The sequence below is a fragment of the Terriglobia bacterium genome (assembly GCA_020072645.1).
In the GTDB taxonomy this organism is placed as follows: domain Bacteria; phylum Acidobacteriota; class Terriglobia; order Terriglobales; family Acidobacteriaceae; genus Angelobacter.
Genome location: JAIQGK010000006.1, coordinates 186,413 through 213,152, shown reverse-complemented (window position 1 = coordinate 213,152; position 26,740 = coordinate 186,413). Strand labels below are relative to the sequence as shown.

24 protein-coding genes and 1 tRNA gene are annotated in these 26,740 nt (G+C 53.5%); 15 read left to right on the top strand and 10 right to left on the bottom strand.

Annotation, left to right across the window (positions count from 1 at the left end; translation table 11 throughout):
• Positions 1-190 precede the first annotated feature (190 nt).
• Positions 191-1,771, top strand: coding sequence for a hypothetical protein (locus LAO76_11000; protein MBZ5491448.1), 1,581 nt, complete (start codon positions 191-193; stop codon positions 1,769-1,771).
• A 49-nt stretch (positions 1,772-1,820) separates the two neighbouring features.
• On the opposite strand, the gene LAO76_10995 is transcribed toward LAO76_11000, so the two are convergent.
• The 3 genes from LAO76_10995 to LAO76_10985 are packed head-to-tail and all read right to left on the bottom strand — an operon-like array spanning position 1,821 to position 8,847.
• Positions 1,821-2,933 carry a hypothetical protein gene (locus LAO76_10995; GenBank protein ID MBZ5491447.1) on the bottom strand — a complete coding sequence of 371 codons (1,113 nt, stop codon included), beginning with the start codon at positions 2,931-2,933 and terminating at the stop codon, positions 1,821-1,823.
• Positions 2,934-2,941: 8 nt separating this feature from the next.
• On the bottom strand, positions 2,942-6,097 hold the full coding sequence (locus LAO76_10990) for a DEAD/DEAH box helicase family protein (GenBank protein MBZ5491446.1): 3,156 nt from the start codon (positions 6,095-6,097) through the stop codon (positions 2,942-2,944).
• Positions 6,094-8,847, bottom strand: coding sequence for a site-specific DNA-methyltransferase (locus LAO76_10985; GenBank protein MBZ5491445.1), 2,754 nt, complete (start codon positions 8,845-8,847; stop codon positions 6,094-6,096). The genes LAO76_10990 and LAO76_10985 overlap by 4 nt, the downstream gene beginning before the upstream one ends.
• A 1,104-nt stretch (positions 8,848-9,951) precedes the next feature.
• On the opposite strand from LAO76_10985, the gene LAO76_10980 reads away from it, so the two are divergent.
• Positions 9,952-10,191: a hypothetical protein gene (locus LAO76_10980; protein ID MBZ5491444.1), complete on the top strand. Its 240-nt coding sequence runs from the start codon at positions 9,952-9,954 to the stop codon at positions 10,189-10,191.
• Between the two features lie 3 nt (positions 10,192-10,194).
• Complete coding sequence (locus LAO76_10975) at positions 10,195-11,703, top strand: recombinase family protein (protein ID MBZ5491443.1); 1,509 nt, start codon at positions 10,195-10,197, stop codon at positions 11,701-11,703.
• Here LAO76_10975 and LAO76_10970 read toward each other — a convergent pair.
• A tRNA-Glu gene (locus tag LAO76_10970) sits at positions 11,669-11,743 on the bottom strand. The two genes, LAO76_10975 and LAO76_10970, sit on opposite strands and share 35 nt — an antisense overlap.
• Before the next feature lie 302 nt (positions 11,744-12,045).
• Here LAO76_10970 and LAO76_10965 point away from each other — a divergent pair.
• From LAO76_10965 to LAO76_10935, 7 genes are read left to right on the top strand one after another with little or no spacing between them, the layout of a single operon-like run.
• Positions 12,046-12,339 carry a DUF2934 domain-containing protein gene (locus LAO76_10965; GenBank protein ID MBZ5491442.1) on the top strand — a complete coding sequence of 98 codons (294 nt, stop codon included), beginning with the start codon at positions 12,046-12,048 and terminating at the stop codon, positions 12,337-12,339.
• Positions 12,340-12,344: 5 nt separating this feature from the next.
• The gene (locus LAO76_10960; GenBank protein MBZ5491441.1) at positions 12,345-12,719 is read left to right on the top strand and encodes a response regulator; all 375 of its coding nucleotides are present in this window, start codon (positions 12,345-12,347) and stop codon (positions 12,717-12,719) included.
• A 44-nt stretch (positions 12,720-12,763) separates the two neighbouring features.
• Positions 12,764-14,818: a heme lyase CcmF/NrfE family subunit gene (locus LAO76_10955; protein ID MBZ5491440.1), complete on the top strand. Its 2,055-nt coding sequence runs from the start codon at positions 12,764-12,766 to the stop codon at positions 14,816-14,818.
• Positions 14,815-15,276: a cytochrome c-type biogenesis protein CcmH gene (locus LAO76_10950; protein ID MBZ5491439.1), complete on the top strand. Its 462-nt coding sequence runs from the start codon at positions 14,815-14,817 to the stop codon at positions 15,274-15,276. Before LAO76_10955 ends, LAO76_10950 begins: the two co-directional genes overlap by 4 nt.
• 29 nt (positions 15,277-15,305) lie before the next feature.
• Positions 15,306-15,569, top strand: a complete 264-nt coding sequence (locus tag LAO76_10945) for a hypothetical protein (GenBank protein MBZ5491438.1) — start codon at positions 15,306-15,308, stop codon at positions 15,567-15,569.
• A gap of 14 nt (positions 15,570-15,583) precedes the next feature.
• Positions 15,584-16,789 (top strand): carboxypeptidase-like regulatory domain-containing protein, encoded by a 1,206-nt coding sequence (locus LAO76_10940; GenBank protein ID MBZ5491437.1) that lies wholly within the window; start codon positions 15,584-15,586, stop codon positions 16,787-16,789.
• A 59-nt stretch (positions 16,790-16,848) separates the two neighbouring features.
• Positions 16,849-17,355 carry an SET domain-containing protein-lysine N-methyltransferase gene (locus tag LAO76_10935; GenBank protein MBZ5491436.1) on the top strand — a complete coding sequence of 169 codons (507 nt, stop codon included), beginning with the start codon at positions 16,849-16,851 and terminating at the stop codon, positions 17,353-17,355.
• Between the two features lie 83 nt (positions 17,356-17,438).
• Here the strand turns inward: LAO76_10935 and LAO76_10930 are convergent, their stop codons facing one another.
• A complete protein-coding gene (locus LAO76_10930; protein ID MBZ5491435.1) occupies positions 17,439-18,227 on the bottom strand; it encodes a hypothetical protein in 789 nt (262 codons plus the stop codon).
• Positions 18,228-18,418: 191 nt separating this feature from the next.
• On the opposite strand from LAO76_10930, the gene LAO76_10925 reads away from it, so the two are divergent.
• A complete protein-coding gene (locus LAO76_10925; GenBank protein MBZ5491434.1) occupies positions 18,419-18,796 on the top strand; it encodes a response regulator in 378 nt (125 codons plus the stop codon).
• A gap of 97 nt (positions 18,797-18,893) precedes the next feature.
• Here LAO76_10925 and recR read toward each other — a convergent pair whose 3' ends face one another.
• The 4 genes from recR to LAO76_10905 all read right to left on the bottom strand — a co-directional run bounded on the left by recR (position 18,894) and on the right by LAO76_10905 (position 22,392).
• Positions 18,894-19,472, bottom strand: coding sequence for a recombination mediator RecR (recR, locus tag LAO76_10920; protein ID MBZ5491433.1), 579 nt, complete (start codon positions 19,470-19,472; stop codon positions 18,894-18,896).
• 29 nt (positions 19,473-19,501) lie between these two features.
• The gene (locus tag LAO76_10915; GenBank protein MBZ5491432.1) at positions 19,502-19,816 is read right to left on the bottom strand and encodes a YbaB/EbfC family nucleoid-associated protein; all 315 of its coding nucleotides are present in this window, start codon (positions 19,814-19,816) and stop codon (positions 19,502-19,504) included.
• Between the two features lie 8 nt (positions 19,817-19,824).
• Positions 19,825-21,615: a DNA polymerase III subunit gamma/tau gene (gene dnaX, locus LAO76_10910; GenBank protein MBZ5491431.1), complete on the bottom strand. Its 1,791-nt coding sequence runs from the start codon at positions 21,613-21,615 to the stop codon at positions 19,825-19,827.
• A 156-nt stretch (positions 21,616-21,771) separates the two neighbouring features.
• The gene (locus tag LAO76_10905; protein ID MBZ5491430.1) at positions 21,772-22,392 is read right to left on the bottom strand and encodes a TetR/AcrR family transcriptional regulator; all 621 of its coding nucleotides are present in this window, start codon (positions 22,390-22,392) and stop codon (positions 21,772-21,774) included.
• Between the two features lie 82 nt (positions 22,393-22,474).
• Here LAO76_10905 and LAO76_10900 point away from each other — a divergent pair, with 82 nt between their 5' ends.
• From LAO76_10900 to LAO76_10885, 4 genes are all read left to right on the top strand, one after another.
• Positions 22,475-23,134, top strand: a complete 660-nt coding sequence (locus tag LAO76_10900) for a hypothetical protein (GenBank protein ID MBZ5491429.1) — start codon at positions 22,475-22,477, stop codon at positions 23,132-23,134.
• A gap of 183 nt (positions 23,135-23,317) precedes the next feature.
• Positions 23,318-24,094 carry a cyclase gene (locus LAO76_10895; protein ID MBZ5491428.1) on the top strand — a complete coding sequence of 259 codons (777 nt, stop codon included), beginning with the start codon at positions 23,318-23,320 and terminating at the stop codon, positions 24,092-24,094.
• Entirely contained in the window at positions 24,091-25,287 is a 1,197-nt protein-coding gene (locus LAO76_10890) for a glutathione-dependent formaldehyde dehydrogenase (protein ID MBZ5491427.1), read from the top strand. The genes LAO76_10895 and LAO76_10890 overlap by 4 nt, the downstream gene beginning before the upstream one ends.
• A 116-nt stretch (positions 25,288-25,403) precedes the next feature.
• A complete protein-coding gene (locus LAO76_10885; protein ID MBZ5491426.1) occupies positions 25,404-25,973 on the top strand; it encodes a type 1 glutamine amidotransferase in 570 nt (189 codons plus the stop codon).
• Positions 25,974-26,090: 117 nt separating this feature from the next.
• Here LAO76_10885 and raiA read toward each other — a convergent pair whose 3' ends face one another.
• Positions 26,091-26,693, bottom strand: coding sequence for a ribosome-associated translation inhibitor RaiA (raiA, locus tag LAO76_10880; protein MBZ5491425.1), 603 nt, complete (start codon positions 26,691-26,693; stop codon positions 26,091-26,093).
• Positions 26,694-26,740: the final 47 nt, after the last annotated feature.

Here is a 26,740-nt window from a genome sequence, read left to right as displayed (position 1 = left end):
CAAGCGCTCGCGATTTCGAGTACCATATTGGACACCTTTCGAGTTGACAATTGTGCTAACTCACCTACATTTCGCGGACAGCTACGCTGGCCTGTTCTTTTCCCGCGTATCACAGTCAGAGACAGTCCTTTCTAGTCTTTCTCCCGTCGAAGGGCTGTCTGTTTGGGTGTATGCATCCCCCGAAGTAACAGTGGCCATTGCTGTGGGTGAACAACATGCTGAACCCGTGCAGGCTTGGTTACACAAAGCCCATGAGATGATCGACGGCTCATCCGTGATTGCGGGAATTCTGGAGGGTTCAGCTCTGGTCCCTCCAAAGAGAGACGCATATCTCTTCTATGACGCAAGTGATCCAAAGAAAAGTGGCCTGTTAAATGCCGACGAGGAGCTTGGGAACATTTTTTGCGCAGTGGCACCGAATTTGATTTGTGGAATTTTGCCGAGCGCGGAAGGACTCCAACTATTTCGGAAGCACCAACAGTTACCTCGCCCTCTCACAGGTCTCGTGTGCTGCCATGAAGTTTTATCGCTACGAGAACCCCGCAAACCGAGTCAAGGAGCTTATGACCCTTTAAATGCGCAAATAAGAGAAGTCTTAAATAGCAGTTCCGCAGTAATCGCCGAACAGTTAAAGACGCTCGGCACGGTTTGGCGACATTCTGTAGGCGGCACTCCGCCGCAGGAGTTACGAGTCATCGAGAATACGATCATGAAAAACAGAGAGACTCTGCGAGAGTTTCTAGAGGTCTTTGCGGATGATCGACGCGAACAAGCCATTGCTCTAGGGTTGGTAGATAATTTGAGCGCTCAGATTAATGCCTTTTCAAGTAATTTCGATAGACTCATTCGACAAGCCAATCAATACGCCTCACCGAAAAACTTGTTGACAGAACCCGTCGCCGAGACTGCCTCTTATTCGGAGGCGGTTGCTCCTTTTTTCTTGCGAGCTGCCAGAAATCTCGCGGAGGAATTTGTAAGTAGGTCCGGAATTGCTAGAACGAAAGTTATTCCTGTCATTGCGGACGCGTTTACCATCCATAACGATCCTTTTTTTGTTAGATATTCTACGGACTGGTCGGACACTTTTGAAAAAACGGTGCTTGCCACGATACCAGTTCAATTCCGATTGCGATTGGGGGCTCTGCCGGTGCTTGCACACGAAATAGCTCATCTGGTTCTCGATCACTCTCTACTCGTTGAGAAATTGGCCGATCGCAAATACCGTGCGGAAAAAGATTCACTCACGACAACTATCGAGGAAATTAGCCAGATGGCCGAAGATGATTTGCCTAGCAAAATGCAGGAGGCTGAAATGGCCCGTGCGTGGGCACTTGAGCTCCTTGCCGATTGCGTTGCAGCGCTGATTGCTGGACCGGCATTTCTTTATGCCATGGCAAGGTTCGCAACCGGCACTTTGAGCGAGTCGCGCCGCAAGGGCACGCAGACGCACCCTCCATTTGCTAATAGATTACGCTGCTGTCTTGCATTTCTAAAAGCCAGGGGGTTTGATGTTCCGTTCCAATCTAAGCTCCTGACAGTGGGAGACGAAACAATCGGTAACACCTTAAGCCGCGATATTCAAGCCTTGGTTCCCCGACCGTACACAGTCACTGAACATGATGACGCCAAAACCAAAGTGAAAGAAGCTCTCCAGAATGGTAGAGTGCCTGATGCGGCACCAACTGCAGTTCTGAATGCGCTTTGGGATGCCGTCGTGCGAAAAGAGTCATATGTGAACGAAATCGCTTCTTTGTTTGCAATGTATCAGTGAAAAGCGCTGATTCTCACCCCGCCAAAAGGCTTGCTGTTTCAATGGCCACTTACTCTTCCATAAATTCACGGTTCCGTCTCGCCCGACGCGCTAGCCTCTCCCGGTTCTCCGCATACTGGTTAAGCCAATCTTCGTCTAAAGTTAATTTGAAACCAAGTAAGCGACCATCCAACACGGCTGTAACGTCAATGTAACGCATGTACTCGCGTTTGATGTTTACGAGATGTCGCCAACCAGGAATTCGCCTGCCTTCCGGTCCGGTAGTGACATTTAGCATGTCAGCAATGAAATCGGGAATTGAGAATTCTAAGCGGAAGAAATCGGGTGAATTTGGTGGAATCCGCGAAGGCTCGAATGCCCAGGTTTGATCGTCGTCACTTACTCGAATCTCACAGGGAATTTCTCCCTGTTCGCGAATTAATCGTGTCGGTATCGGCCTGCGCGAAACTAGATGAACAGGGTAAATACTCTCTATCATGCCGTAATAGGAGCCGCGAAGTTGCTGGAGTGCAGGCAAGAGCCGTTCTTGAATCTTGGCTGTGCCTCGAAGCGAAAATATTTCTTCAGCAGCTTGGACCTCCCGTGTTCGCAATAGTGCCCTAAATCCAAGGCGAATCTCCGTCAGTCCGAGCCTTCTCCCGTTCTCAGCGAGTTCCCCAATGTCGTCAATGTCCAGCTCAAATAGAGCATCGACAACAGGTCTCATGCTGGCAACATGCGAATAATCAATCAAGAACACTTGATGGGCCATCGCAAATCGTTCCGTGTTGTCTGAGTAGCCGTTTGCTGCAAACATTGCCGCATGATAGTTGAAGCGTTGCATTCTGACGCTCTTTCCACGTCTGACCGGCGCAGAAAAGTAGTTTTGATTAATGTCAGCTACGGTTCCGACCACAGAACGGATCGTCCCTAATCGTACCGGCTTGATTTCGCATTTTGCTTCCACGATGAGCCGGATGGGATAAACAAAAGCTTGGGCGTGCAGTGGCGTAGCAAGAGCATCAATTTGATGGCGAGAACCTCGTCCTTCTACTTCCAGCCCAGCCCGACCGTCGTGAGTCCCTTCTTCGCCGAGGAGCACAATTCTGTATCCCGAGTGTTCGAGCAAAAACAGGATAATCTCTTCTAGTAGTGCTCCGCGGATTTGGCGAATTGAAGCCATTTCTCGTCCTAAGCGCTTTCAATTTGCTGCTCAGAAAGCGTCCCTGAAACATCGGTAGTCTTTTTCACGACACGATAAAACCATTTTCCATAGCTTCCCTCAGCATTCACAGCCGAAACCCAGCGGTTTGCCGCGTCTTTCTTCACTTCCTCCAGGGGGTCGTATCCCTTGGTTTCCAAGATCATGTGAACGGGCGAGTCGCTTTTCAGGCGAACGATGAAGTCCGGCATGTAATCGTGCATTTGGCCGTTGTACAGGTACGGAATGGCGAAGCCGAGTCCCGCGTTTTTGACGAATGAATGCACTGCCGGATGTTTGTCAATGTAGTAAGCGGCAGACTGCTCCCATCTCTTGGTATCGGGAACCACGTAATTGACGTGACTGCGAAGCACTTCGACAGGATCGCGGCTCGTCCAGTAATCCACGTCTGCGGTTGAACCAGGGCCGCGAGTGGATTCATATCGTGGAATCTCCGGCGCTTCTCCGGCTGAGGTGTCGGGCCGCAGGGCTTCCAGCAGAATTTCGACCAGCCAGCCGTAATAAGGAGCGAGGAAGAGGTCTTTCAGGTCTGCCGGTGGACGCACTTCGACTCTCGCTTGCAGGTACCGAGAAACGATCTGGACGAGTTGCGGGAATAGGACGTGACTCGGAATTATGCATTGTGGCTGCGCGAGACAGTCGCGGGTAAATGCCTTTGCCAGATCAAAAACGAGTTCCTGCAATCTGCGGTTAGCGCGAAATTCCTGTAAAGATGCGTCGCTGATTCGTCCCGGTCCCATTAGCGACAATCGCCCTTTGTTATTGACACTCAGCCCCTTCATCTGGACTTCGGGCGGAATACGGTCAGGTTGAAGGACGAGTTTGGGAACACTGGTCCAGTCCACAGTTACTTTGTTACGAATCGCCTGAGTGTAACCTTCAACGCGAGGAAATCTGATTTCAAACTCTGCCCGCTGAGGCAAAGCATGAACGTGAAACCGCTTAACTCTTGGGGCTGATGTTCCGGTCTTGCTAGCTTTGAACGGAATAACCTCAAAAGGCACTCCGAAGACCTGAGCGACTTCTTCCGTGAATTTCCCGTCTTCGCGGATTTCGTAACTAGCTCGGCGAAGTCCGCGTCCGACTACTTGTTCGCAGAGCAATTGCGACATGAAAGGACGCAAACCGACGATCTGAGTCACGGTATTGCAGTCCCAGCCCTCGGTAAGCATTCCGACGCTTACTATGCAGCGAATATCTCGTCCGGGAGGATGCAACGGGCGCTCAAGTTTCTTTGCCAGTTCTTCAAATCCCTCGGGGTAGATCGCCCTTCCCTGCCGGTCGCGGGTCCAATCCATTTTGCCCACCGTGTCGAGAGTGATTCGCATCCATCGCGATTCGTCGCTCTTCGCTTCTCCCGTATCGGTCTCATGCACGACTTTGGAATCGACGCGAATGGTATTGATCTGACCGTTCTTGTTGCGAAAGCCGTCTATTTTTGCAGGGGGAATTCCGACAGGCTCAGCGTCATTCGCCAGCCACTCATAAATTACTTTCGCGATTGCCGTATTCTTGCAAACCAGAATGAAAACTGGGGGACGCGGGTCCACTCCCTCTTTTTTCCATTCCTCGCGTTCCTTTTCCCATTTCGCGCCTAGGATCGCAATCGGGTGATGAGCAAACTTGAGGATGGCTTCCGGCTTCGGGCTTCCCTTCTTTCCGCCTCGCTCGGCTGGAGTCAGTTGCGGCAGAATCCATTGCCAGATATTGAAATAGCCCGGTATCTCAGCGCCGGTCGTGTCGCGTACCGCGAGTTGTGGAATTTTCACTAGTCCGGCTTCTATGGCGTCAATCAGGCCGAAGTCACTCACGACCCAGGGAAATGGTTTATTTGTTTCCTGGCCGACTCGCCCAAGGAAATAAGGCGTTGCTGAGAGGTCTATGCAGACATTGATGCCGCGTAGCTTTTGGATCTTGTCGAGGCCATCAATCCACACGGTGGCCTCGCGGAAAAACTCGTCAGCCTCTTCCGTTTCGCCGAATTCGTCCTCTTCTCCGGTTTGCGGCTCGTCGCGTCTAAGTCTATACGCATGATGAGCTTCGTCATTCAGAACAAGGATGTTCTGTTTGCCGCCAACCTCGCGACCAATCACACGATTGATGACGGATGTGTCGCTCTCAACGTACCGCAGCGTACCTATTTCGACTTTTACTAAATTGCCGGTCTCGTCGTATTCTTCGCTGCCGGGAACCACGTCCACTTTGCCCTGAGCTTTCATTGCTTCGAGAGCGGCCAAGGTGAAATAACGCTTTCCCCGTGCGGTCTGAGTCTTCCTACCGATGAGGATTTTTTCCTTGCTCCAGACAGGAACGCCAGCCTTTATTACCTTTCCGCCGACCCCTCCGGTTTGCGTGGTTTGCGGTTCAAAGATATGCCAGTTCGTGACCAGGACTTTGCCCTGTGTAAGTGAAGGCATGAGATGAGGCGGGACAAGATCACGGCTGAGATAGATACTCGCTTCGCCCCTCTCGGGATTTAGCTCTTGTAGACGGTCCCGGATTGTCACATTTGGACAAACAGCAAGGACCACGTCTGAGAACCTCGCGTCGCTGCGATTGTTCACCTTATTGAGAATGCTCCAGGCCGTAAGCATCCCCATTACCGTAGTCTTGCCGCTGCCGGTCGCCATCTTGCAGGCGTATCGCTGAAAGCCGGTATAGCCTTCGGCCTTTCGGTCGTCGCTCGGCTCGTCGCGAGGTATTGAAATTCCTTGAAGAAAATCGGCTCTCGCTTCGGTCAGAAAAATGATTGTGAGAGCGGCTTCCAATTGCGCGAAGAAGAGCCGCTTCTCTCTTCCGTCGCGTGTCCACCACTGGATCAGTTCAAGCGTCGTGCGAGTCACTCCAGGACAACCTTGCGACTGCCAGTTCTCCACGCGCTCGCGAACTAGATTGACGAGAGCGAGATCGTACCCCGAGGGATATTCCTGAGAGACCTTGAGCAATTTTTCATCGGTCTGCCAAGGCTCTCGCTGGTCGCGAGGCGGAAACACAATCGCTGGCCGGCGCTTGCCTTCGCGTTTGACCGGCGGCTCGCCTTCCTGGATATACCAGTAGCGCAGCGGCTTCTCAAACGGCGTATTGAGAATTGGCTCGTCAACTTCAGGCGCTGTGTAGCCGCTCATCTCTTTGCCTCGCTCAGAGCTTTCACGATCAACAATTCATTCCCTCGGTCGTCAATAACCTTTACGGCAATTTGGTCTCCGGCTTCAAAAGGTGTGCTCGTGGTTCCTGCAAGATGGTCCCAGACGGATTCCTCGTATTCTCCCTTGAGAGCTTTTTTCAGGCTCTCCCATGCGCCGGTACGTGGGAAGAAAGCTTGGGAGACATGAAAGCAGAGGCCGTTGTAATCCGTGTCCAGGAACCATGCCGGGACCTCTTCCCCCTTTCGATGAATGACCTCCATCGTCGCAGGGTCGAATACGTCCATCCCGAGAAGCTGCACTTCATATTTCGGCGCGTCGTCCTTGCTCTGAGGTTTAACGCGACGCAATTCAGCCTCAGGCATACCGCAGACGCTGAAGACCTGGCTTGAACGCATGTTCTTGAGCAGGTCGCCCATCATCAGGTCGGGCGTCGCCTGAATGTAGGTCGCGGAAATCCCGACCACCTCGTCGCATTTCTCGATTAGCTGCCGTGCGTTTGGCTGGATCGCGAAGCCAATCACGTATAGATGGAAATAATCTTTAGCGCGGGCTTCCCGTGCGGCTTCGTATGCGAGCTTCTCGCTCACTGCTCCATTTTCCGGGCCGAAGACCAGGGCGACAGTCTTCTGTGAGAATGGCAATGACTTGCCGCTGGCTTCGGCTGCTTCCTGTACTGCTTCCGGCAGGGACTTAGATTTTCCGTTTCCATTGCTGCCGTTAAGCGTGGCCTCGGCAGAAAGGGAGAGGCTCTTTGCCGGTGGACGGATGTTCTTGAGCGTTACAGTGCGATTTCCTTCCAACCTTAGAACAGGCGATTTCCGCAAAATTTCCATCATGCGGTCAACAAAAGAGAGGTCCGCATCGGTCTCTGAAGAGCTTGCGCTCGTCTGTTCCCAATCAATGGGAGTGGGAATAGTGCCCTCGACGCAGAACGGGCCGGTAACCCGCGTGATATTTGTAAATACTTCCGGTCGATCAACTATGACCTCTTCCTCGGCTGGTTCATCTTTCGCAAATGACTCAAGGGTTATGTGCGGCACAATACCGCCAATGTGTTCTCCTTTTCGATTTTGCTTACGTTCATAGCGAAAGCCAGCAGTGGGGCCTCGGCTTTCATCGGTTAATTCCCACCAATGAAAAGTTGCGGTGAGCAAACGCTGGCGTGCGAGGGCAAGGGGTACCCGACTCGTATCAATAGTGAGCCAACGTCTTCCCCACATTTCTGCGCAATATGCTGTGGTACCACTCCCGCAAGTCGGATCGAGGACCAACTCGCCGGGATCGGTTGTCATTAGCAAACAACGCTGGACGATGGTCGTACCAGTTTGCACCACATAAATTTTTGGATCAGAGCGACTCTGGACACTGCCGCCTATGTCATGCCAGGTATCAGTAATTGGACTCATCGCGAAATCATCGAGAAATCGTTTATATCGGATCGAATTTCCAGACGCGACGACTCGCTTCGCCTCTACCAAACGTTTCATCCCCTCTTCGGTTGTTTTCCACTGCCTGCCTCTTGGCAGGTGGAAGACTTGCCCTTCAAACGTGAAGTCGTACAGACAAGACCGGACGTTGTTGTTCTGTGCTGTGAGATCGCTGAGGGTGTACAAGCGTCCTGATTCATCGCTGGTGTAATGTGAGTCACCTTCGGCGGCTTCGGCTTTATCAGCAAATAGCCGGTGGAACTTTACGTGACTCTTGTCCTTGGCATACCAGAGTAAGAAATCCTGGGTACTCTGAAGCAATGTAGCGCCAAGTCCGCTGGTCTTCTTAATGCTTATGACAGAGCAAAAATTCTCACTTCCAAATATCTCATCAAGCAACTCACGCAAGTGGTGAAGGTTTTCGTCACTGATCTGGACAAAGATACTGCCACTTATGGAAAGCAAATCACGGGCCAGAAGAAATCGGTCACGCAGATACGCTAGATACGAGTGCAGCCCCAACTCCCAAGTATCTCGATAGGCTTGGACCATTTCAGGTTCGCGAGTCATATCATCGTCGTCGTTGTGGCTAACATCTCGATTACGTACAAACGGCTGGAAGTTTGAGCCGAACTTCACTCCATACGGCGGGTCGATATAGATCATCTGCACCTGTCCGCCGAGATTCTCGTAGCGCAAAAGAGAATTCATTACGACGAGCGAGTCGCCCAGGATCATGCGATTGACCCATTTGTCTTTATGTTCGTACGCTCGGAGGACTTGATCTGTGATTGAGTGCTGAGGATCGCCGAAGAGGTCGAACAAGTCTGTTTGCTTATCTCGCTTGTGGCCCTTCAGCGTGTCCAGAATCGCCTTGGTAGAAAGCCGCTCGTGAATGAACAAGGGCAGCGTGGGAACGTCAAAAGAGAGCCGCTCGGCCTTCCCTGCCCAATTCAGGAAGGGCTTGCTCATGGCCTTCAGTTCAGCGACGGCCTTTTGAGCGGCAGAGACATGCGCGGCAGCCTCTTTCGCCTCCGGCTTTCCGTTGAGCTTCTTTCGGGCCTCGCTGAGTTCTGCCTCAGCTCTGGCGATCCTTGTCTCGCCTCGCTCTCGGGCGGGATTCTGCCCGTCCCATTCCAGCGACGGAGCGAGGGAATCATCGTAACGGTACTTTTGCGGCGCTTTCTTCTTCTTGAATTGCGCCTGCGTCCCGACCTCGGGCCGCATGGGGCTTTCAGATTCAGGGTGCTTGTAACTCTTGGCAGACTTGCTGCGCGCGGGCGTCGTGCTCTTGCGTGGCATTCAGGAGACTCCGGGCTGTTGAACAATGTTGAGACCGGATAGCTTACACCTTGCACCGAATGACTCCAAAAGACGACAGAATTTTAGATATCGGTCGGGCTCATTTTTTACTTGAGTGTCGCCAGATTTTCTCCTATGCTGAATCTAGCTTCGTAGCCCAACCCGGCGACTTCCAGGGCACTGCGAGGTGGAAAGACCCAAAATCTTATCGTTGCGGAAAGGCGTTGTTCCCCCGTCCTTCTTGATCCCAGGGGTAGGCGATTCAAGGAGCTTATGTGTATGACGGAAACAGCGGCTTTGATCGACCGCACGGCGAAGCATCGGCGCTTACGGGGTGTTGAAGTCTACCAAAGCCCCTCGTGTATCGTCCGCTAGGCAGGTAGGGCAGAAGAAAACACCATGAAAAATTGGTTCTCCGCAACCGGTTAAACATAATGCGGAACGGCGGCCTTGAGAAGTAAAGTGGAACCGACCGGAAACGTAGCCCGCACGTTAAAGCGGTTGACCAGCTAGGCATTCATCGTGCCTAGGGATGTGGTAAAACGCCCAAAAATCCGATTCTTATACCTGACATTTCCAAACATTCTGATGGTTTCAATCCGGTTCCCGCGTTCGAGCGGGTTGGCCCTCGTTTTAGATAGCGCGTAATTATTCGTTTGTTGACGTTGTCATGGGTCCGATTCAAATGTCACGATTCTCTCCAGGAGAGCCGTGCTGACTTTGCAAAGGTGCCGATCTCTTCTCGGCATTGATTGCAAATTGACAGACGCAGAGCTAGAGCAACTTCGGCAGGAACTGTATGCTTATGCCGACATTGCTCTGGAATCATTCCGTGCGTCTAAAACGCCCCGAGTAGGTCCAATCGTTGAGAGCTGCCTAGACGCAATTCCGGACGACGAACGCGAGACCGTTGCAGAGCGGGCTGCGATCCTGGAGTACGAGGGGAACCTGAAAAAACCCGAAGCCGAGCGGCAGGCATTTGGGGAGTGGGTACAGTCAAAGAAACCTCCAGGCGAGCCACGTAGGAATGCCCGGAAGAAAAAACCGAGGAAGTCAAAATCCATTTGACATCTTATGCTATATATGAGATAGGTGTATATCACTATGGCGAGTTACTCAACTAGAGAGGCGGCGAAATTGTTGGGCGTGAGCATGGCGACCATTAACCGCTATATCGTGGCCGGGACAATCCCAGTTCCTCCGCTAACCCGAGTGGGCGGGGTGACGGTACGGCTCTGGAAGGACAAAGACATCTTTAAAGCAAAGGCGATTGTTGACGGTTTTACCGATGGACGAAGAACCCGGCATCGCGAGCCGAAGAGAGCCAGAGGAAGGGCAAGGTAAATCATGGCCGAGCGAGTCGTAATTTATACCCGCGTATCGACAGAGGAACAGGCCAAGGGCGGCACTAGCCTTGCCGGTCAGAAAGCCGCATGTCTGGAGTATTGCGAGAAGCAGGGATTCAAGGTGGCTAGGGTCTTTGTGGAAGAGGGCGAGTCTGCAAAGACAGCAAACCGGACTGAGTTGAAGGCCATGCTCAAATATTGTCGGGAAGACAAAAACATTAAAGCTGTTGTGGTTCACAAGCTGGACAGGTTTTCCCGAAATACTACGGATCACGCTCAATTACGTGCCGTTCTGAGCGGCTTGGGCGTTCAACTTCGCTCCGTAACTGAGCCGATTGACGAGACCTCAACCGGGAGATTTATGGAGGTAGTTCTCTCTGGAGTCGCTCAGTTGGACAATGACATACGAACCGAGCGGAGCGTCAAAGGTATGAAGCAGCGTCTTCAAAGTGGCTGCTGGACGTTTCCGCCTCCGCTTGGTTATCGGGCTGGACGAGATGCGACCGGCGCAAAGACGATCATGCCAGACGAGCATTCCGCTCCCCTCATTACCCAAGCATTCGAGGAGTTCGCGACCGGCCTTCATACGAGAGAGCAGGTGCTCCGCAAGGTTACTCAGCTTGGGTTGCGAACCAAAAAAGGCAAATTCCTCAGTTCTCAGACGTTCTCACAGACGCTCAGGAAGCCGGTTTATTCCGGTCGCATTGTCGTGCCTGAATGGAATATTGACGTTTCGGGCAAATTCCAGCCTTTGGTGACTGAGGCCATCTTCGACAAGGTGCAAGCGATCCTCAACGGCAGGACAGTATCGGTTACCCCTCGCGCTCGCAGCCATGCCGATTTTCCGCTGCGGGGTTTCGTGCAATGCGGATATTGCGCTGAGGCGCTCACTGGAAGCTGGTCCAAAGGCCGCAATCGCTACTACGCCTACTATCATTGTCAGGATGGCTGCATCCGCGTGACCAAGGACGCGATGGAGGGCCAATTTGAGGAGTTCATGCGGCAGTTGCAACCGAACGCCGGGTATATGCGCCTGTATCGCGAGATCGTGCTGGATGTCTGGCGAAAGAAGCAAGGCGACAGCCAGCAGGTGCAAGGCGTTGTATCTCGGAAAATCGCGGAGCTGCGCAAAAACAAGACCAAGCTGGAAGAAGCATTTATCTATCAAAAGGCCATCGATGCATCCACGTATAAGGAAATGCGCGCAAAACTGACTGAGGACCTCACCCTCGCCGAAATGGAGCTGCGGGAAGCACAAGCCGAAGAAATCGAAATAGAGACCGTTCTGGACTACGCGGAGATGGTTTTAACGAATGCATCGAACCTCTGGAAAGCCGCGCCATCTGAGCAGAAGCAGCGTTTGCAGCAGGTTCTATTCCCCGAGGGCGTCACCTATTCAGACGGGAAATATCGAACCGCTGTAACCTGCTTACTTTTCAATGGGATGGGAACAAAGGCAATCAAAAAAGAAGGTTTGGTAGCGCTACCGGGAATCGAACCCGGGTTTTAAGATTGAGAATCTCACGTCCTAACCCCTAGACGATAGCGCCACTCTGTTGTGCGGGGGCTTATGCAGTATAACAAAGCTCTAAGGCCCCAGAGCAATCCCGTCCGGTTTACTGTTATCAAATTGCTGCCTTTTCTTTCCAATGCTTTAAAAAATCAGGGTCTCGTACCGCGATACAAATGGGTGTGACACAAAACACTTAACACCTCTGTCGGATCGATAGCAATATCCTCAATTTTTGTTGTCGTCTGCCCGCAGGCGGGCGGGGATTCTTCTATAATCAAAGCAACGCCGCTCTCGTTTGAAAATCACCATTTCCGGAGCTGAGGGAGCAAGAAGAAAAGCATGGCAACGAAACCGTCTAAACCCCGCAAAACCACGTCTGCAAAAGAAGGAACACAGCAAAAATCCACCGTCACCCAGATCGGCCAGGGTTCCAGTGTTGCGGAAACCAGCAATCGTGCATTCCAGCCAATCGACCACAAGCCTTCAGGAGACCAGAGAATCGAAGAAGAGATCCGCATCCGCGCCTATGAACTTTTTGAGCAGCGCGGAAGGCTGGAAGGCTTTCATGACGAAGATTGGGCACGGGCGGAGGCTGAAGTCCTGGCTAAATATCGAAGGGACAAAACGGCATAGCCCGCATGAAGCAGGCCCTTCTGCTGGACGACAATATTGCACAGCTCACAGTGCGTGAGTTGGTGCTGCGCAAAGCGGAGATTGAAAGCCATGTCGCCACCAAGGGACAAAGCGCGCTGGCCTTTTTGCGCAGTGATCCCGGACGGACAAAAATCGGCGTGGTCATCACAGACCACCTGATGCCGGACATGGATGGCGTGGAGTTCGTCCGCCAGTTGCGGGCTTTTAATAAGGAAGTACCGGTAATCGTGATCAGTGGCCTCCCGGACGCTGATACTGAATATGCCGGGCTGAGCGTCATTTTCCGGGTTAAGCCGTGTGATCCAGAGGACTTAATTGCCCTAGTGAAATCCGCGCTAAATGTTAGGGCCTCCGCCTAATTGAATCATTGCAGTAGATGTGAAAGCATATTAAGCTCCTGACAATGCCATTACTAGGAAGCTTCTGTCTTTTATTCGCTTTGGCGCTGGCCGGCTACTGTTTTGTAGCTGGGGTCATCGCAGCTGTCCGCAAAGACGCCCTTGGGTATCGCCTGGCGGAAACGGCCCGGCGTGCCGGCATGGCGTCTTTTTTTGCTGTTCTGGTGGCTGCGGGTGCGCTGGTATATGCCGCGCTGACGGATGATTTTTCCGTCGCTTACATTCTTCATCATTCCAATCGCGCTCTGCCGGGGCCTTACAAATTTGCAGTCTTATGGTCTGGCCAGGAAGGCTCGATTCTCTTTTGGGCGCTGCTGCTCTCCGCGTATGGGTTTGTTCTGCGCTTGCGCCACAAGGTCGATCAGCGCCTGGTCGCGATGGCGTCCATGGTTCTGGCCGCCATTCAAATTTTCTTCCTGATTCTGGTTAATTTTGTAGCCAATCCCTTTGGGATCATGGATCGCCTCGCCTCCGATGGAAACGGCCTGAATCCCTTATTGCAGTATCCGGAGATGGTCATTCATCCGCCGATGCTTTACCTGGGCTATGTCGGCGTGTCGGTTCCATTCGCGTTTGCGCTGGCCGCACTGATCATGCGTTATCCCGGTGAGAAATGGATACACATTACCCGCCGCTGGACCATGGTGGCATGGCTCTTTCTCACCTTTGGCATCTCACTGGGCGCGCACTGGGCATATGCGGTTCTGGGCTGGGGCGGATATTGGGGCTGGGACCCGGTAGAAAACGCTTCCCTGCTCCCGTGGCTTTCCACAACTGCGTTCCTGCATTCCGTGATGATGCAGGAAAAGCGCGGCATGATGAAGGTTTGGAACGTCTGGTTGATCTTTATCACCTTCATGCTCTCCGTGCTCGGAACGCTGCTTACGCGCAGTGGCATTGTCAGTTCTGTGCATTCATTCGCTCAGTCCAGCATCGGCAACTGGTTCTCAGGATTTCTGGCGATCATCTTTGCCGTCTGCATGGTCTTTTACGTCCGTAACCGCGACCATCTGCGGTCTGAAAATAAGCTTGAATCGCTGGTATCACGCGAATCCAGCTTCATGTTCAATAACCTGCTGTTATTGGGCGCATGTTTTGCCGTGTTGTGCGGCACACTTTTCCCCATCCTTTCTGAAGCGGTGCGTGACGTAAAAATGAACCTGGGCGCTCCCTTCTATAACAAGGTAATGGTTCCGATCGGCCTGTCGCTGATCTTTCTTACCGGCATCGGGCCTCTGCTTGCGTGGCGCAACACATCCGTAGGTAGCATCAAGCGCAACTTTGCCATACCAGCAACAGCGGCCCTGCTGATTGAAATTGTCGTCGGCTTCGTGCTCTATAGAAGTGGCGTCCGCTTCTGGACGGATATGGGCCAGATGTACGCGATGATCGCTTTCTGTCTGAGCACGCTGGTTTTCGCCACGGTTGCATCTGAGTTCGTCCGCGGCGGCATTGTCTGGAAAAACAAGCTGCAGACCAATTTGCTTGCTGGAATCTATCAGCTATCGCGCCGCAACATGCGCCGCTACGGTGGCTACGTTGTCCATTTTGGCGTGGTGCTGGTCGTGATCGGGCTGGCCGGCGCAGCTTTTAACCAGGATAAAGAACAGGAAATTGGTAAGGGCGATACAGTCAAGATCGGCTCATACACGGTCGTAGGCGAGGAATATACCGAGGACGATAACGCCAATTACAGGTCTCAGGCCGCGCTACTGGAAGTTTATAAAGACGGTAAATTTCTTACTCGACTCAATCCTGAAGAACGTTTCTTTAAAGCCAGTGGCGGTCAGCCAGTCCACATTGTGGCGAACCACTCCACCCTGCGCGAAGATCTTTATGTGGTCTATGAAGGCCGCAACCCTGACACCGACCATCCCATTATCAAGATCATTATCAATCCGCTGGTGAATTGGATATGGATTGGCGTTTTGGTAATAGTGATGGGAACCGGCATGGCATTGATTCCGAACGCGGCGCCCGTCAGCGTGCCCGTCCGAAGCTCCGTCGCCGTATCACAGATGGATGAGCGGGGCATGCATCCCGCGGGAGCAGGCAAGTGAAGAAACTTCTAAAAGCTCTGCTGCTTCCCTGCGCTCTGGTATTGCTCATGGGGGCCGACAATCAGGAAGCCCGCTTCCAGAATCTGGGTGGCAAAATCATGTGCACCTGCAGTTGCTCGCAAATGCTGCTAAAGTGCAACCACGTAGGCTGCCCCAATTCTGACCAGATGATTCGCGAGCTCCGTGCCAACGTCGCACAGACAAAGGATGATGAAGCCGTCCTGAACTGGTTTCGCGCCAAATGGGGCGTTACGGCTGTTGTGGAGCCTTCCACGCATGGCTTTGAACTGCTGGCCTGGATCCTGCCCGCCGCCGGTTTGGGCTTGGGACTTATGCTGGTCGTCGTGTTGATCCGCAATTGGAAAATGCGCCCGGCGCCGGTTGCCGCCGCAGACATGAGTCTTGCCCCCGATCTTGAAATTCTCCGCGAGCGCGCCCGCCGGGAGACTGAGCTATGAATCCGGCCATCTTTGACTACATCATCAAGATGGTGTGTTGCGTTTTTGCGGCTGGCATTTTGATTTACGTCTTCTATCCCAGCCGTGATACCGATACTGGAGTCACCAAGACCCGGACCGCCTACCTCAATGAGCGCAAAGAAGTGGTCTATGAGAACCTGCGCGACCTGAGTTTTGAATTTAAGTCCGGTAAATTTACCCAGGCTGACTATGACGGCATGCGTCTTGGCCTGGAAGCAGAGGCTGCGCGCATCCTGGCCGAAATCGAAATGCTGGAATCGGCGAAAGCCTGAAGGAGTCCATCCCATTGAAGCAAGTTGCGTTCACACTTCTCCTTGTCTGTTCACTTGCCGCCGCGGCGGACACGCTGAAGGGCGTTGTGCAGAACAGCACTACCAATAAGCCTTCTGCGGGCGATGAAGTTACGCTCAAGAAAATTGGCAATGGCATGGAGGATGTTGCCAAGACAAAGACCAACGCCAGGGGAGAGTTCACGTTTAACGTTCCTCCGGCGCAGCAGCCCTATTTGGTCTGGGTACAGCATCAGGGAGTCACTTACACCCAAGCGGGTTTGCCGGGAGGCGTGCCCGTGGCAGTGCGGGTTTTTGATGCGGCCAGCAGCATCAAAGAAATCAGCATTCTTGACCATGCCATCGCAATCCAGACGTCTGAAGATGGCGCCACGTTGAGCGGCGAAGAGTTTTATACCGTGGGGAACCAATCATCGCCGCCCCGGACTCTCACTGGAAAACAAACGCTGGAGTTCTATCTGCCTGAAGGCGCTTCGCTCAGCGAGTCCAGCGTTCAGACCGGCAAAACACAGTTGAAGACGGCGGTGGTTCCCGCTGGAGAAAAAAATAAATACGCTTTCGTCTTTCCAATACGGCCGGGGCAGACCCAGTTTCACATCCTGTACACGCTGCCCTACTCCGGAAAACTGGAGCTCGACCCACGCTCCGATTTGCCGACAGGAACATTGATGGTGGCAGCACCTGACTCGATCAAGTTTGCCGCCAGTGACAGCGCCGTCTATGAGGCAAAATCCAATCCTCAATTCAAGAGCGTAAATTTTTTCATCGCCAAAAACGTCACGCCAAAACAGAAAGTAGCTTTCACGATTTCAGGCAAAGGCGCAATGCCGCGTGAGCAGGAGCAGACCGCCTCGAACGGCGGCGCACCCGGAGAGCCCGCTGGTCCCGGCGGCGGTCTGGGTGTGCCCAATGAAAGACCTGATCCTCTCCATTCCGGGCAATGGCTCTTCCTGGGTGTGTTGTCGCTCTTTCTGGCTGCGGGCGGAGTCTTTGTTTACACCTCCAACCAGAATGTAGCTGCCACGGCAGGTCCGGCCATCCCGCAAGATCGCTCTGCCTTGCTGATGGAAGCCATGAAAGAAGAAGTATTTCAGCTTGAATCAGACCGCTTGCAAGGCAAGATCAATCCGCAGGACTATCAGACCGCCAAAGCAGCGCTGGATAAAACATTGCAGCGCGCGGTGCAGCGGCAGTCAAAGTAATACATCATGCCAATGCCAAGGCAGTGTTGTTTATCATTTATCATTCATCAGATAAACCAATGGCCATAATCGTTAAATCTTCCTCGTTGCATGGCGCCGGCGTTTACACCACTGCTCCCATAAAAAAAGGCACTCTCATCCTGGAATATACGGGCCCTCGGCTTACAGCAAAGGCTTGCGAAGGAATGTATGCGGATACCGAGGTAACGTACCTCTTTGCCATGGATGACGGCGACACAATCATCGATGGCTTCGGCATGGCCGCTTTCGTAAACCATACTTGTGACCCGAACTGCGAAACCGATCAGATCGACAACCGAATTTGGATCATGGCCCTTCGCGACATCGAAGCCGGAGAAGAGCTCACCTATGACTACAATCTCTTTGATGGCGATATCGGCGAGAGCGCGCCGTGCTATTGCGGTCTGAAAAACTGCCGCCGCACCATGTTTTCTGAGGAGGAAGTTGCGCGCCAGAAAAAAGTTCTGCGCCAGCGCAAGAAGCGGAGGGAAGCCGCTCGCCTGCGTCGCAAAAAAGAAAAACGGGTGGCAGCCCGGAGGGGTTAGCGAAAGCCCTGACCAGCTTCTAAAAGGCAGTGCCGCCGCTTCTGGCGACGGCATTGCGTGTTTTCTACGAAATCAATTTCGATCTATCTTGGCGTCGGCGCAGAAGTCCCATTCCAACTCACTGGCTGGTCCACGCGGATAAGCATCCCAGCGGACGCAGGAAGATGCACATCTTTTCCATTAGTCGCTACCACGTAGCCACCGCCGGAAAGCGTACCAATGGCTAAGCCCTTGATCGGTCCGCCGAAATTCCGACCCTGTTCAGTAGCCCCAATGGCACTTCTGCTCGGTTCGCCCTGGCCTTCTTTAATCACCTTCTTGGAATTCTTGCTGCTGCTATCGTGTACTGAAACCAAGGTTGCTGTCAGCGGCAGTGTCTGGCCACTGGGAAGCACTACGTCCCTGAAGCGCAGGCTCAGCTTGGGCTTATCCTTAAGAGCGGCCAGCGTCTTCTCATCGTCTGACTCAGCTACTTCGCCCTCTACACGAGCGCCTGCAGGAATAACCACCGCGCCATTATTCGCCCGCACTGGATCACTCACCGTGGCAGTAAAGCGATCACCCGGCTTGGAAGTCTTGCTAAAGAGGGGGGTATCCAGGGCTGCATGGATTTCCGTACCCGCACCCACTTCATCGAGCACGGCTGTGTTTGCGCTCTGGGCAGGGTTCGCCGCTTGTCCATTATTCCCTTGTGGCATGTCGGCGGGCGATGTGCGTGCAGGCGGTACGGCGCCATTATTGGGATTCGGTATGGCCGGATTTTGCGCTTGCCGCGTGGTTGCCGGGCTATTGTTGGTTCCGGGCGGGTTCTGGGCAAACCCCATGGCCGCAGCCACAAGCACGAACAGTATGAGCGTGGCTGTCCTGCGCATAAAGTAAACGTCCTCCATGTGGTTACACCACAGGTGAGAAGCTGCCAATTGATCGCAGGTTGGCCTGGGTCAGCCCTCTTTTTTGCCAAATCCAGCATCTCTGTTAAAGAGACAGCTGTAGGCCGTCACACGTTATAATGTTTCTTGGTCGATGAACCGGTTCTGATCTTACCGCTACAGGAGTTCCCAAATTGACATCCAATGGTCAGCCTTCCAAACCCCGAGTCTTGGTGGTGGATGACGAGCGCGTTATCGCCGACACCCTGGCGATAATTCTCAATCAGAACGGATTTGACGCTTCAGCCGTCTATACGGGAACTGCGGCCGTGGATCGCGCCCGCGAAACCAAGCCCGACCTGATCATTAGCGATGTAATCATGCCGGATATGAACGGCATTGAAGCTGCCATCCGGATCCGTAAGGCACTGCCCGGATGCAAGATTCTTCTCTTTTCCGGCCAGGCTGCAACCGCCGATTTACTGGAAAAAGCCCGCGCCCAAGGGCACGAGTTTGAGATTCTTGCAAAACCAGTTCATCCCCAGGATTTACTGGCAAAGTTGAGGAATTAGGACTTAACCACAAAGGTCACGAAGGCCCACAAAGGACTTAGGTGACTCCTCGGTTCAACTTCTTTGTGGTCCTTCGTGTCCTTCGTGTCCTTTGTGGTTACAGCTCTCTTCTGCCTTCCATCGCCTTCAGCATCGTCACTTCATCAGCATATTCAATGTCGCTACCGGCGGGAATTCCGGTGGCAATCCTCGTGATCTTTACGCCTGGACGCTTCAGCAAACCAGTAAGATGAACGGCGGTCGCCTCGCCTTCAATCGTTGGATTAGTTGCGATAATGACTTCATCCAGGCTGCCACTCTCAATTCGTCTCATCAGCGACGGTATCCGTAAATGCTCCGGCCCGACCCCATGCAGGGGAGAAATGGCTCCGTGAAGCACATGGTAAACGCCGTTATAAAACCGGGCCTTCTCAATGGAAGCAATATTCGTGGGCTCTTCAACCACGCAAACCAATCGCTGATTTCTAGTGGCGCTGGTGCAATAGCTACACGGATCAACATCCGTGATGTTGCTACATACGGAGCAAAGGTGAAGTTTCTCTTTAAGGTTGCGGATGGCCGCGGCCAGATCATCGGCATCTTCGGCGCTGGAGCGCAATATGTGAAATGCCAGACGCTGGGCGCTCTTGCCGCCAATGCCCGGAAGTTTTTTTAACTCATCAATCAGTCGAGCCATTGGCTCGGCGAACTTTGACACAGGTCCCTCTAAATTCCCGGAATTCCCATTCCGCCCAGCATGCCGCCCACGGTCGATTGCATTGCTTCATCCACCTTCTGCCCCGCCGCGTTGACGGCTGCAGTCACAAGGTCCTGCAGCATCTCCACGTCGCCGGATTTCACCGCTTCCGGATCGATCTTTGTCGCTAGCACCTGCTTCTGCCCATTCATCTTGATGGTGACCGTGCCGCCGCCGGAAGAAGCCTCGACAACCGTCTGCTTCATCTTGCTCTGCAGGTCTTGTGCCTGCTTCTGTGCGTTCTCCAACATCTCTTGAAATTGGCGTGAATTAAATCCGCCCATGGCTTCTCCTAGTTCTTATCGCGATGATCAATCACCGTGCGAATCTCTGCGCCAAATTTCTCGCGCATGCGCTGTACGATTGGGTCTTCTGCCGCGCGGCTGCGCGCGCTGGCGCCATTGCGTGGCCGCACCACGGCCGTCGCTCCATTCGATGCCCCAGCAACACCGCTCACCACATTGACTTTTGCTGGGCGTCCCATTGCCGTGCTGGCGGCGGCATTGGCCAGGCGCTTGGGTTCCGCGCTCATCATCAAATCAATTACCGCCGCCGATTGAGCAATGCTCACAACAACTTCATTCCCCTTCAGTGTCACACTGCCGCTTTCCAGCGTTGAAGCCAACATCTTGTGCCCTGCTTTCTCCAACTCCGCCAACACGTGGCCCATGACCCTCCCAGGATCTTCGGTAGATTCTGGCTCTTCCACTGCAACTGCTATAGCCGCTGCAGACGTCTGTTCTTGGACCGCTGTCACGGTTGCTGCTGACATTTCCGGGTCGAAGCTGCGGCCTTTGCGGGCACGATCAGCTTCAAACGGCGAAACGGGGCTTTGCTGCCTCGGAACACCGCCTATTGCTGGGGCCGTCGAGGAAGCATTGACAGGTGCGGGCCGCGTCGACGCCACCCGTTGCACGTCAGGGATTTTCTGAGTTTCTGCGCTAACCTGGCTCAGTATCTGTTCCAACGGAAGAATACGCTGCGCGTGGACCAACTTCAGTACGCCAAGTTCAAGATGAAATCTTTGCTCCTGCCGGTATCCCAATTCATCGAAAGTGCGAAGCATAATCTGAAGAAACCGCGCCAGCTCTTCCTCAGAAAACTGGCTGGCCACCCGTCCCACGCGTGCACGTTCGTCCGATGAGATTTGCAGCAGCGACGAATCGTCGCCCGCTACTTTGGCAACCACTGTATTACGCAGAAAACGTACCAACTGCCGGGCAAAATGCGCTGGGTTGTGTCCTTCAGTCATGAGCCGGTCAAGTGTTCGCAAAGCTTCTTCACTGGAACCACGCGACACGGTGCCCATCAAATCTTCAAAAACCTCAGAGCCCACGTTCCCAACCAGCCCGCGCACCAGTTCACCGCTGAGCTTGGTGCCGCAGCAAGCGATGGCCTGGTCCATGATGGAGAGAGCGTCGCGCATGGAACCATCGCCGGCCTCAGCCAGCACAGCCAATGCTTCATCGTCTGTTTGAATATTTTCTTTGGCGGCAATCGCGCCCAATTGGCTGACAATCTCATCGAACTTGACCGCGTGGAAACTGAAATGCTGGCAGCGCGACCGGATGGTCTGCGGAATATCCTCGGCCTGCGTGGTCGCCATCATAAAGATAATGTGTGGCGGTGGCTCTTCCAGTGTCTTGAGCAGAGCATTGAACGCCGCATCGGTAATCTGGTGCGCTTCGTCCAGAATGTAAATTTTGAAACGATCACGCGCCGGTCGATACCGTGCTGCATCGCGCAGCTCCCGTATCTCATCAATGCCGCGGTTCGTCGCCGCATCGATTTCAATTACATCCACCGAGCTACCTGCACGCACTTCCACGCATGAGTCGCACATGCCACAGGGTTCTGGCGTCGGCTTGTCCGCTTTGCCATCAATACCACGGCAATTCAGCGCCATAGCCAGAATGCGAGCAATGGTCGTTTTGCCGATGCCGCGATGACCGCTGAAGATATAACCGTGCGCAATCCGCTGCTGATCGATGGCATTCTTCAGGGTGCGGGTCACGTGTTCCTGCCCAATTACCTCAGAAAAACGCTGTGGCCGGTACTTGCGCGCTAGAACTTGATAGCTCATGCTGGAACTTAGATTATACCGCTTTCAAGCGGACAGATTTTCAACAGGCAAACCCGGAGAGCCATCCGGTTCATGGCCTCTCTTCTGTGTTCTCCGCAAGATTAGAATGATTTGTGCTTCATTGGACTAACCCTTCGCTGAGGCGTTCACGCCCGACTAGACTAGTCGGTGAAAGGCTTCATCCATCGCTTCGGGAGAAGCTGGCATGCCGCGGTCGATCCACCACATCATGGATGAAAACAGTGCGCCCGCCAACGCATGAGCCGTGGCGGAAAGCTGCGCGAGCACAGTTCCCTGTCCGCTGGTCAGCTTCACAAGACGCTTCTCAATGGCGCGGGCAAAGTGTCCTTGGCCCAACTCCATCACATCGTGCATTTTGCCGGCGGCGACCAGCGCATCGCGGAAAATCTTCACATCGGCAATGTGGGAAAACAACTCGCGCACGGGAGCAACACGCGTTGAGCTTTCGCCGCTCCGATCCAGCATGCTGGACATCATTTCCCAGAAGTCCTCAACATCGCTGATGAACAGATCGTCTTTATCGCGGTAGTGTGTGTAAAAAGTGGAGCGACCGACTCCGGCGCGATCCAGCACATCCTGCACGGTAATAGACTTGAACGGTCTCTCATGCATTAACTCAACCAGCGCATCACCAAGCGCGTCTCTCGTCCGGAGCGTGCGCCTGTCAGTTCTCGGCTTGCCTTTCACTTTGGCGGGAGACTTTGTCCGGGACTTTTCCGCGCGTGTTGATTTAGCTCCCGGCTTTTTTCCGGACATTGTCGGCCCCTTTGTTCCGTAACTCGGCTTTTCCGGTCAGGGCATATTGACTGCGCTGCGTTTCAATTTTAACGTCACACTCATGACAGACGATCGCAAGAGCGGAATCGCATTGATTACGGGAATGGCGGGCACCATTATAACCATGGCGCTCCATCCAACCGGACACGATCTGATCTCTGGACACGCTGCTTCCATGATGCAACTGAATGTGGCGGTTCATACGCTGGCCCTGGTGTGCGTTCCCATACTATTTCTGGGCGCGCTTGGCCTGACACAACGGCTAGCCTCGCCCAACCGGCTTGCGCTGTCAGGGCTGGTGCTGTTTGGATTTGCCGAGGTTGCAGTGATGATTGCAGCAGCGGCAAGCGGACTGATTACGCCCGGTCTCTTTCATCACATGTCAGAGGCCGGCCCGGCTGCAGCCGACGCATGGCGCGCCGCTATGGCACTCAATGGACATTTGAACCAGGCATTTGCCCTGATCTTTACCGTGGCCTCATCGGTTGCGATTGTGTTCTGGTCAGCAGCAATCCTAAAAAGCAGCATCTTCAACCGGGCACTTGGAATTTACGGATGTATTCTGGGCCCCCTGACCATCCTAGGTGTTCTTTCCGGACATATACGGCTTAACGTGCACGGTTTTGGCATGGTCGTAATCGGACAAGCAGTCTGGTTCATCAGCGCTGGTGTTATTCTCTGGAATGAAAAGCAAGAACCTGCGCAGCCGACGTCCCCTTAGTTCGAGCCAGCGCTGCTAATACTCGTTATCCAAGCAGCCGCTTTTTCTATTACGAAAGTTTTACACCCGCAACGCCTCATCTCTCTCCTCATCGTGAGCTCCGCGAAAAACCTGCTGGCGAGCGCACCTCTCAAATCCCCGTGGCATCTCACCGATTATTCCCAAAGGAAAGGTCGTGTTGTTATGAGCGAAGCTGCACGCATTCACCTAAGGAATGCTCAAGGCCGCCGTTACCGGGCAGCTACTGCATTCCGCTGGGGTGCGCTGATCACCGGGGGCGCGCTTGCCCTAATAGGATTGTCTAAACGTTCCAAATCCGGCGTTGCCATTGCAACCGCCGGCGGACTTCTATCTTATGCGGGAGCCAAGGCCGGCACCCGCCAACGGGAACTGATCGCCCGCAGCAGTATCCTGCTGAACTGTACTCCGGAACAGGCGTACGAGTTCTGGAGTAAGTTTGAAAACTTGCCGCTATTCATGCGTCATCTTGAATCCGTCACGCTCCTGAGCGATAGCCGCTCCAGGTGGACCGCCATTGGCCCGCTGGGCAGGCGCGTTATCTGGGACGCAGAAATTGCTTTTGATCGCAAAGACGATGTGATCGCATGGCGTTCCCTGCCCGATTCTGAAATTTACGTCGATGGCATCGTCAAGTTCCGCAATGCTCCTGGGAACCGTGGAACCATTATCACCGTGGTTGTGGTTTATCAGCCGCCAGCAGGCGCCATTGGGGGAGCGTTGGCCAAAATTCTAGGCAAAGACCCCAGCTTTATGATGCGTCAAGACCTGCGTCGTCTGAAAGCCCTGATTGAAGCCGGCGAAATTCCTACCGTAGAAGGCCAGTCGCATGGGCCACGTTCTGGGATGGCAGCCATTGCGCGCGTGCTCAACCCAGACGATCCCATCAAGGGCGAAGGAAATTTAACTGACATTGCAAACGCCAAAAGGAGGGCCTCATGAAAGCAGTTTGCTGGATGGGCACTGAGAAGATGACTGTGGAGAACGTGCCCGATCCAAAAATTCTGAATCCGCGCGATGCGATTGTCCGCATTACCAGCACCTGCATTTGCGGTTCTGATCTGCACTTATACAACGGATTGATGCCTACCATGGAGCAAGGCGACATCATGGGCCATGAGTTCATGGGCGAAGTAGTGGAAATTGGCGCGGGCGTCGACCGTGAAAAACTAAAGGTGGGTGATCGGGTGGTCGTACCCTTCACCATTGCCTGCGGGCGGTGTTTCTTCTGCCAGCAGCAATTGTGGTCCTGCTGTGACAATTCAAACCCCAACTACTGGATTGCTGAAAAGCTGATGGGCTATTCGCCTTCAGGTTTATTCGGTTACACACACATGCTGGGCGGCTACGCCGGAGGCCAGGCGCAATACGCTCGCGTACCATTTGCTGACGTGGGCCCATTGAAAATTCCGGCCGGCATTCCCGACGAACAAGTCGTCTTTCTCTCAGACATTTTTCCAACAGGTTATATGGGCGCGGAAAACTGCAACATCAAGCCTGGCGACACGGTGGCAATCTGGGGCTGCGGCCCTGTGGGACAGTTCGCGATTCGCAGCGCTTTCCTTCTCGGCGCTGAACGTGTGATCGCCATTGACCGCTTTGACTACCGTCTGCAACTGGCCGAGCAGGCTGGCGCGGAAATCATCAATTATGAAGAAGTTGACGACGTCGTTCAGCTTCTGAAAGACATGACCGGCAACATCGGTCCAGACGCCTGCATGGACGCCGTGGGAATGGAAGCGCATTACAGCGGACCAATGTGGGCCATCGACAGGACAAAGCAGATGTTAAAGATGCAGCCTGACCGTCCTGGAGTCCTGCGGCAGGCCATTATGGCCTGCCGTAAGGGTGGTACGGTTTCCGTCCCGGGTGTGTACGGCGGATTCATCGACAAAATGCCAATGGGCGCTTATGTGAATAAAGCCCTGACCATGAAGACCGGCCAGACGCACATGATGCGCTACATGAAACCGCTGCTGGAGTTGATTCAGGGTGGCAAGATCGATCCCAGCTTTGTCATAAGCCACCGGGTGCCCATCGACAAGGCCCCTGAGATGTACAAAGTGTTCCGCGACAAGCAGGACCATTGCACCAAGGTTGTTCTTGATCCGTGGGCAAATGGAGCCGCAGCTTAGTCGCATTCTCTGATTTGTTGGCAGACCGCGCCGGCTCATACCGGCGCGCGTCTGTCATTTATTCCAAACACACTCATATTGAAAAGCATTTATTTCTGAAGGAAAGGAATCACAAAATGGCTAATGAAAATCTGAAAGGCAAGAAAATAGCAATTTTGGTCACCGATGGATTTGAGCAAGTCGAGCTATTGCAACCTCGCGAAGCTTTGAACAAAGCCGGTGCTGAAACCAAAGTCGTATCGCTGAAAGAAGGGCCCGTAAAGGGCTGGGACATGACAAAGTGGGGCAAGGAAGTCCCGGCAGATCTCACGCTTGATAACGCAAAGCCGGAAGACTTTGACGCTCTACTGCTTCCCGGCGGAGTGATCAACCCAGACAAGCTGCGCATGGAACCGAAGGCCGTCGCTTTCGTGAAATCGTTCTTTGACGCAGGCAAACCCGTGGCGGCAATCTGCCATGGTCCATGGACGATCATTGAAGCCGGCGTGGCGCGCGGCCGCAAGATCGCGTCGTGGCCTTCGCTCAAGACTGATATCCGCAATGCCGGTGCGGAGTGGGTCGATAAGGAAGCAGTCACCGACGGCAATCTTGTGACAGCCCGCAAGCCCGATGATATTCCCGCATTCAATCGCGCCATGATCGAGCTGTTTAGCGCAGGAGTTCAACAAAAGCGGCCAGCCGCGTAAGATTTAAAATAACGTATAAGCTATGACAAAACCCGCTGGGCCTGAGCTCAGCGGGTTTTTATATCTAAATCGTTACAGTCCACGATAATGGAACTGTTTGAATGCCAAATGTGAAAATCACGGCGCTTCGATCAACTCCATTTTCCCGTCACGCTTGCGATGCAGCACCTTCACTCTGCCTTCCAGATCGCGAAAAACAAATACTTCGCGGTCGCGAAATTCTGCTTCTTTTACCGCTTCCTCCAAAGTCAAAGGCTTGTATGAGACCGAATCAGAGCTCTTGGTCACGTGCGTCTCAGTCACTTTTACTCTGCTGGGAAAACTGTGGACCTTTACCGGCACAGCCGTCGTCAGGTCGCCGTTTACTGCAATGGCGATCGTGGGTTCTTGTTGCGACTCGCCGGCTAATTCCATTTTTTTTCGTGCCTGGCGTTTCTTGCTCTTCCATCGCGTCTTGTATTTCACGGCCTGGCGCTCGATCTTGTCCAGCGCTCCTCCTATTGCTGTATTCATCTCCTGGGCTTCAGAGAGGCCAACAATCGGGGCGTGATTGCGCACTGTAATTGTGATCTCCGCAATATGACGGCGTTTCTCCGTTGAGAGAATCACGTGCGTCTCAAATGTGCCAAGGATTTTCTGGATTTTTTCAAGCCCGCCTTCGACCTGCTTGCGGGTGATAGGAGTGATTTCGTACTGGCGGCCAGTATATTCGACGTTCATTGACTCCCTCCTGAAATTGGGTCCAACTGAGAGTCGTCTGCCGGGTG

Excerpts from the sequence above, each read along its gene's own strand:
- LAO76_10995 (MBZ5491447.1), bottom strand. The coding sequence starts at position 2,933 with ATGGCTTCAATTCGCCAAATCCGCGGAGCACTACTAGAAGAGATTATC.
- LAO76_10990 (MBZ5491446.1), bottom strand. The coding sequence starts at position 6,097 with ATGAGCGGCTACACAGCGCCTGAAGTTGACGAGCCAATTCTCAATACG.
- LAO76_10985 (MBZ5491445.1), bottom strand. The coding sequence starts at position 8,847 with ATGCCACGCAAGAGCACGACGCCCGCGCGCAGCAAGTCTGCCAAGAGT.
- LAO76_10980 (MBZ5491444.1), top strand. The coding sequence starts at position 9,952 with ATGGCGAGTTACTCAACTAGAGAGGCGGCGAAATTGTTGGGCGTGAGC.
- LAO76_10975 (MBZ5491443.1), top strand. The coding sequence starts at position 10,195 with ATGGCCGAGCGAGTCGTAATTTATACCCGCGTATCGACAGAGGAACAG.
- LAO76_10965 (MBZ5491442.1), top strand. The coding sequence starts at position 12,046 with ATGGCAACGAAACCGTCTAAACCCCGCAAAACCACGTCTGCAAAAGAA.
- LAO76_10960 (MBZ5491441.1), top strand. The coding sequence starts at position 12,345 with ATGAAGCAGGCCCTTCTGCTGGACGACAATATTGCACAGCTCACAGTG.
- LAO76_10955 (MBZ5491440.1), top strand. The coding sequence starts at position 12,764 with ATGCCATTACTAGGAAGCTTCTGTCTTTTATTCGCTTTGGCGCTGGCC.
- LAO76_10945 (MBZ5491438.1), top strand. The coding sequence starts at position 15,306 with ATGGTGTGTTGCGTTTTTGCGGCTGGCATTTTGATTTACGTCTTCTAT.
- LAO76_10935 (MBZ5491436.1), top strand. The coding sequence starts at position 16,849 with ATGGCCATAATCGTTAAATCTTCCTCGTTGCATGGCGCCGGCGTTTAC.
- LAO76_10930 (MBZ5491435.1), bottom strand. The coding sequence starts at position 18,227 with ATGCGCAGGACAGCCACGCTCATACTGTTCGTGCTTGTGGCTGCGGCC.
- recR (MBZ5491433.1), bottom strand. The coding sequence starts at position 19,472 with ATGGCTCGACTGATTGATGAGTTAAAAAAACTTCCGGGCATTGGCGGC.
- LAO76_10915 (MBZ5491432.1), bottom strand. The coding sequence starts at position 19,816 with ATGGGCGGATTTAATTCACGCCAATTTCAAGAGATGTTGGAGAACGCA.
- dnaX (MBZ5491431.1), bottom strand. The coding sequence starts at position 21,615 with ATGAGCTATCAAGTTCTAGCGCGCAAGTACCGGCCACAGCGTTTTTCT.
- LAO76_10905 (MBZ5491430.1), bottom strand. The coding sequence starts at position 22,392 with ATGTCCGGAAAAAAGCCGGGAGCTAAATCAACACGCGCGGAAAAGTCC.
- LAO76_10900 (MBZ5491429.1), top strand. The coding sequence starts at position 22,475 with ATGACAGACGATCGCAAGAGCGGAATCGCATTGATTACGGGAATGGCG.
- LAO76_10895 (MBZ5491428.1), top strand. The coding sequence starts at position 23,318 with ATGAGCGAAGCTGCACGCATTCACCTAAGGAATGCTCAAGGCCGCCGT.
- LAO76_10890 (MBZ5491427.1), top strand. The coding sequence starts at position 24,091 with ATGAAAGCAGTTTGCTGGATGGGCACTGAGAAGATGACTGTGGAGAAC.
- LAO76_10885 (MBZ5491426.1), top strand. The coding sequence starts at position 25,404 with ATGGCTAATGAAAATCTGAAAGGCAAGAAAATAGCAATTTTGGTCACC.
- raiA (MBZ5491425.1), bottom strand. The coding sequence starts at position 26,693 with ATGAACGTCGAATATACTGGCCGCCAGTACGAAATCACTCCTATCACC.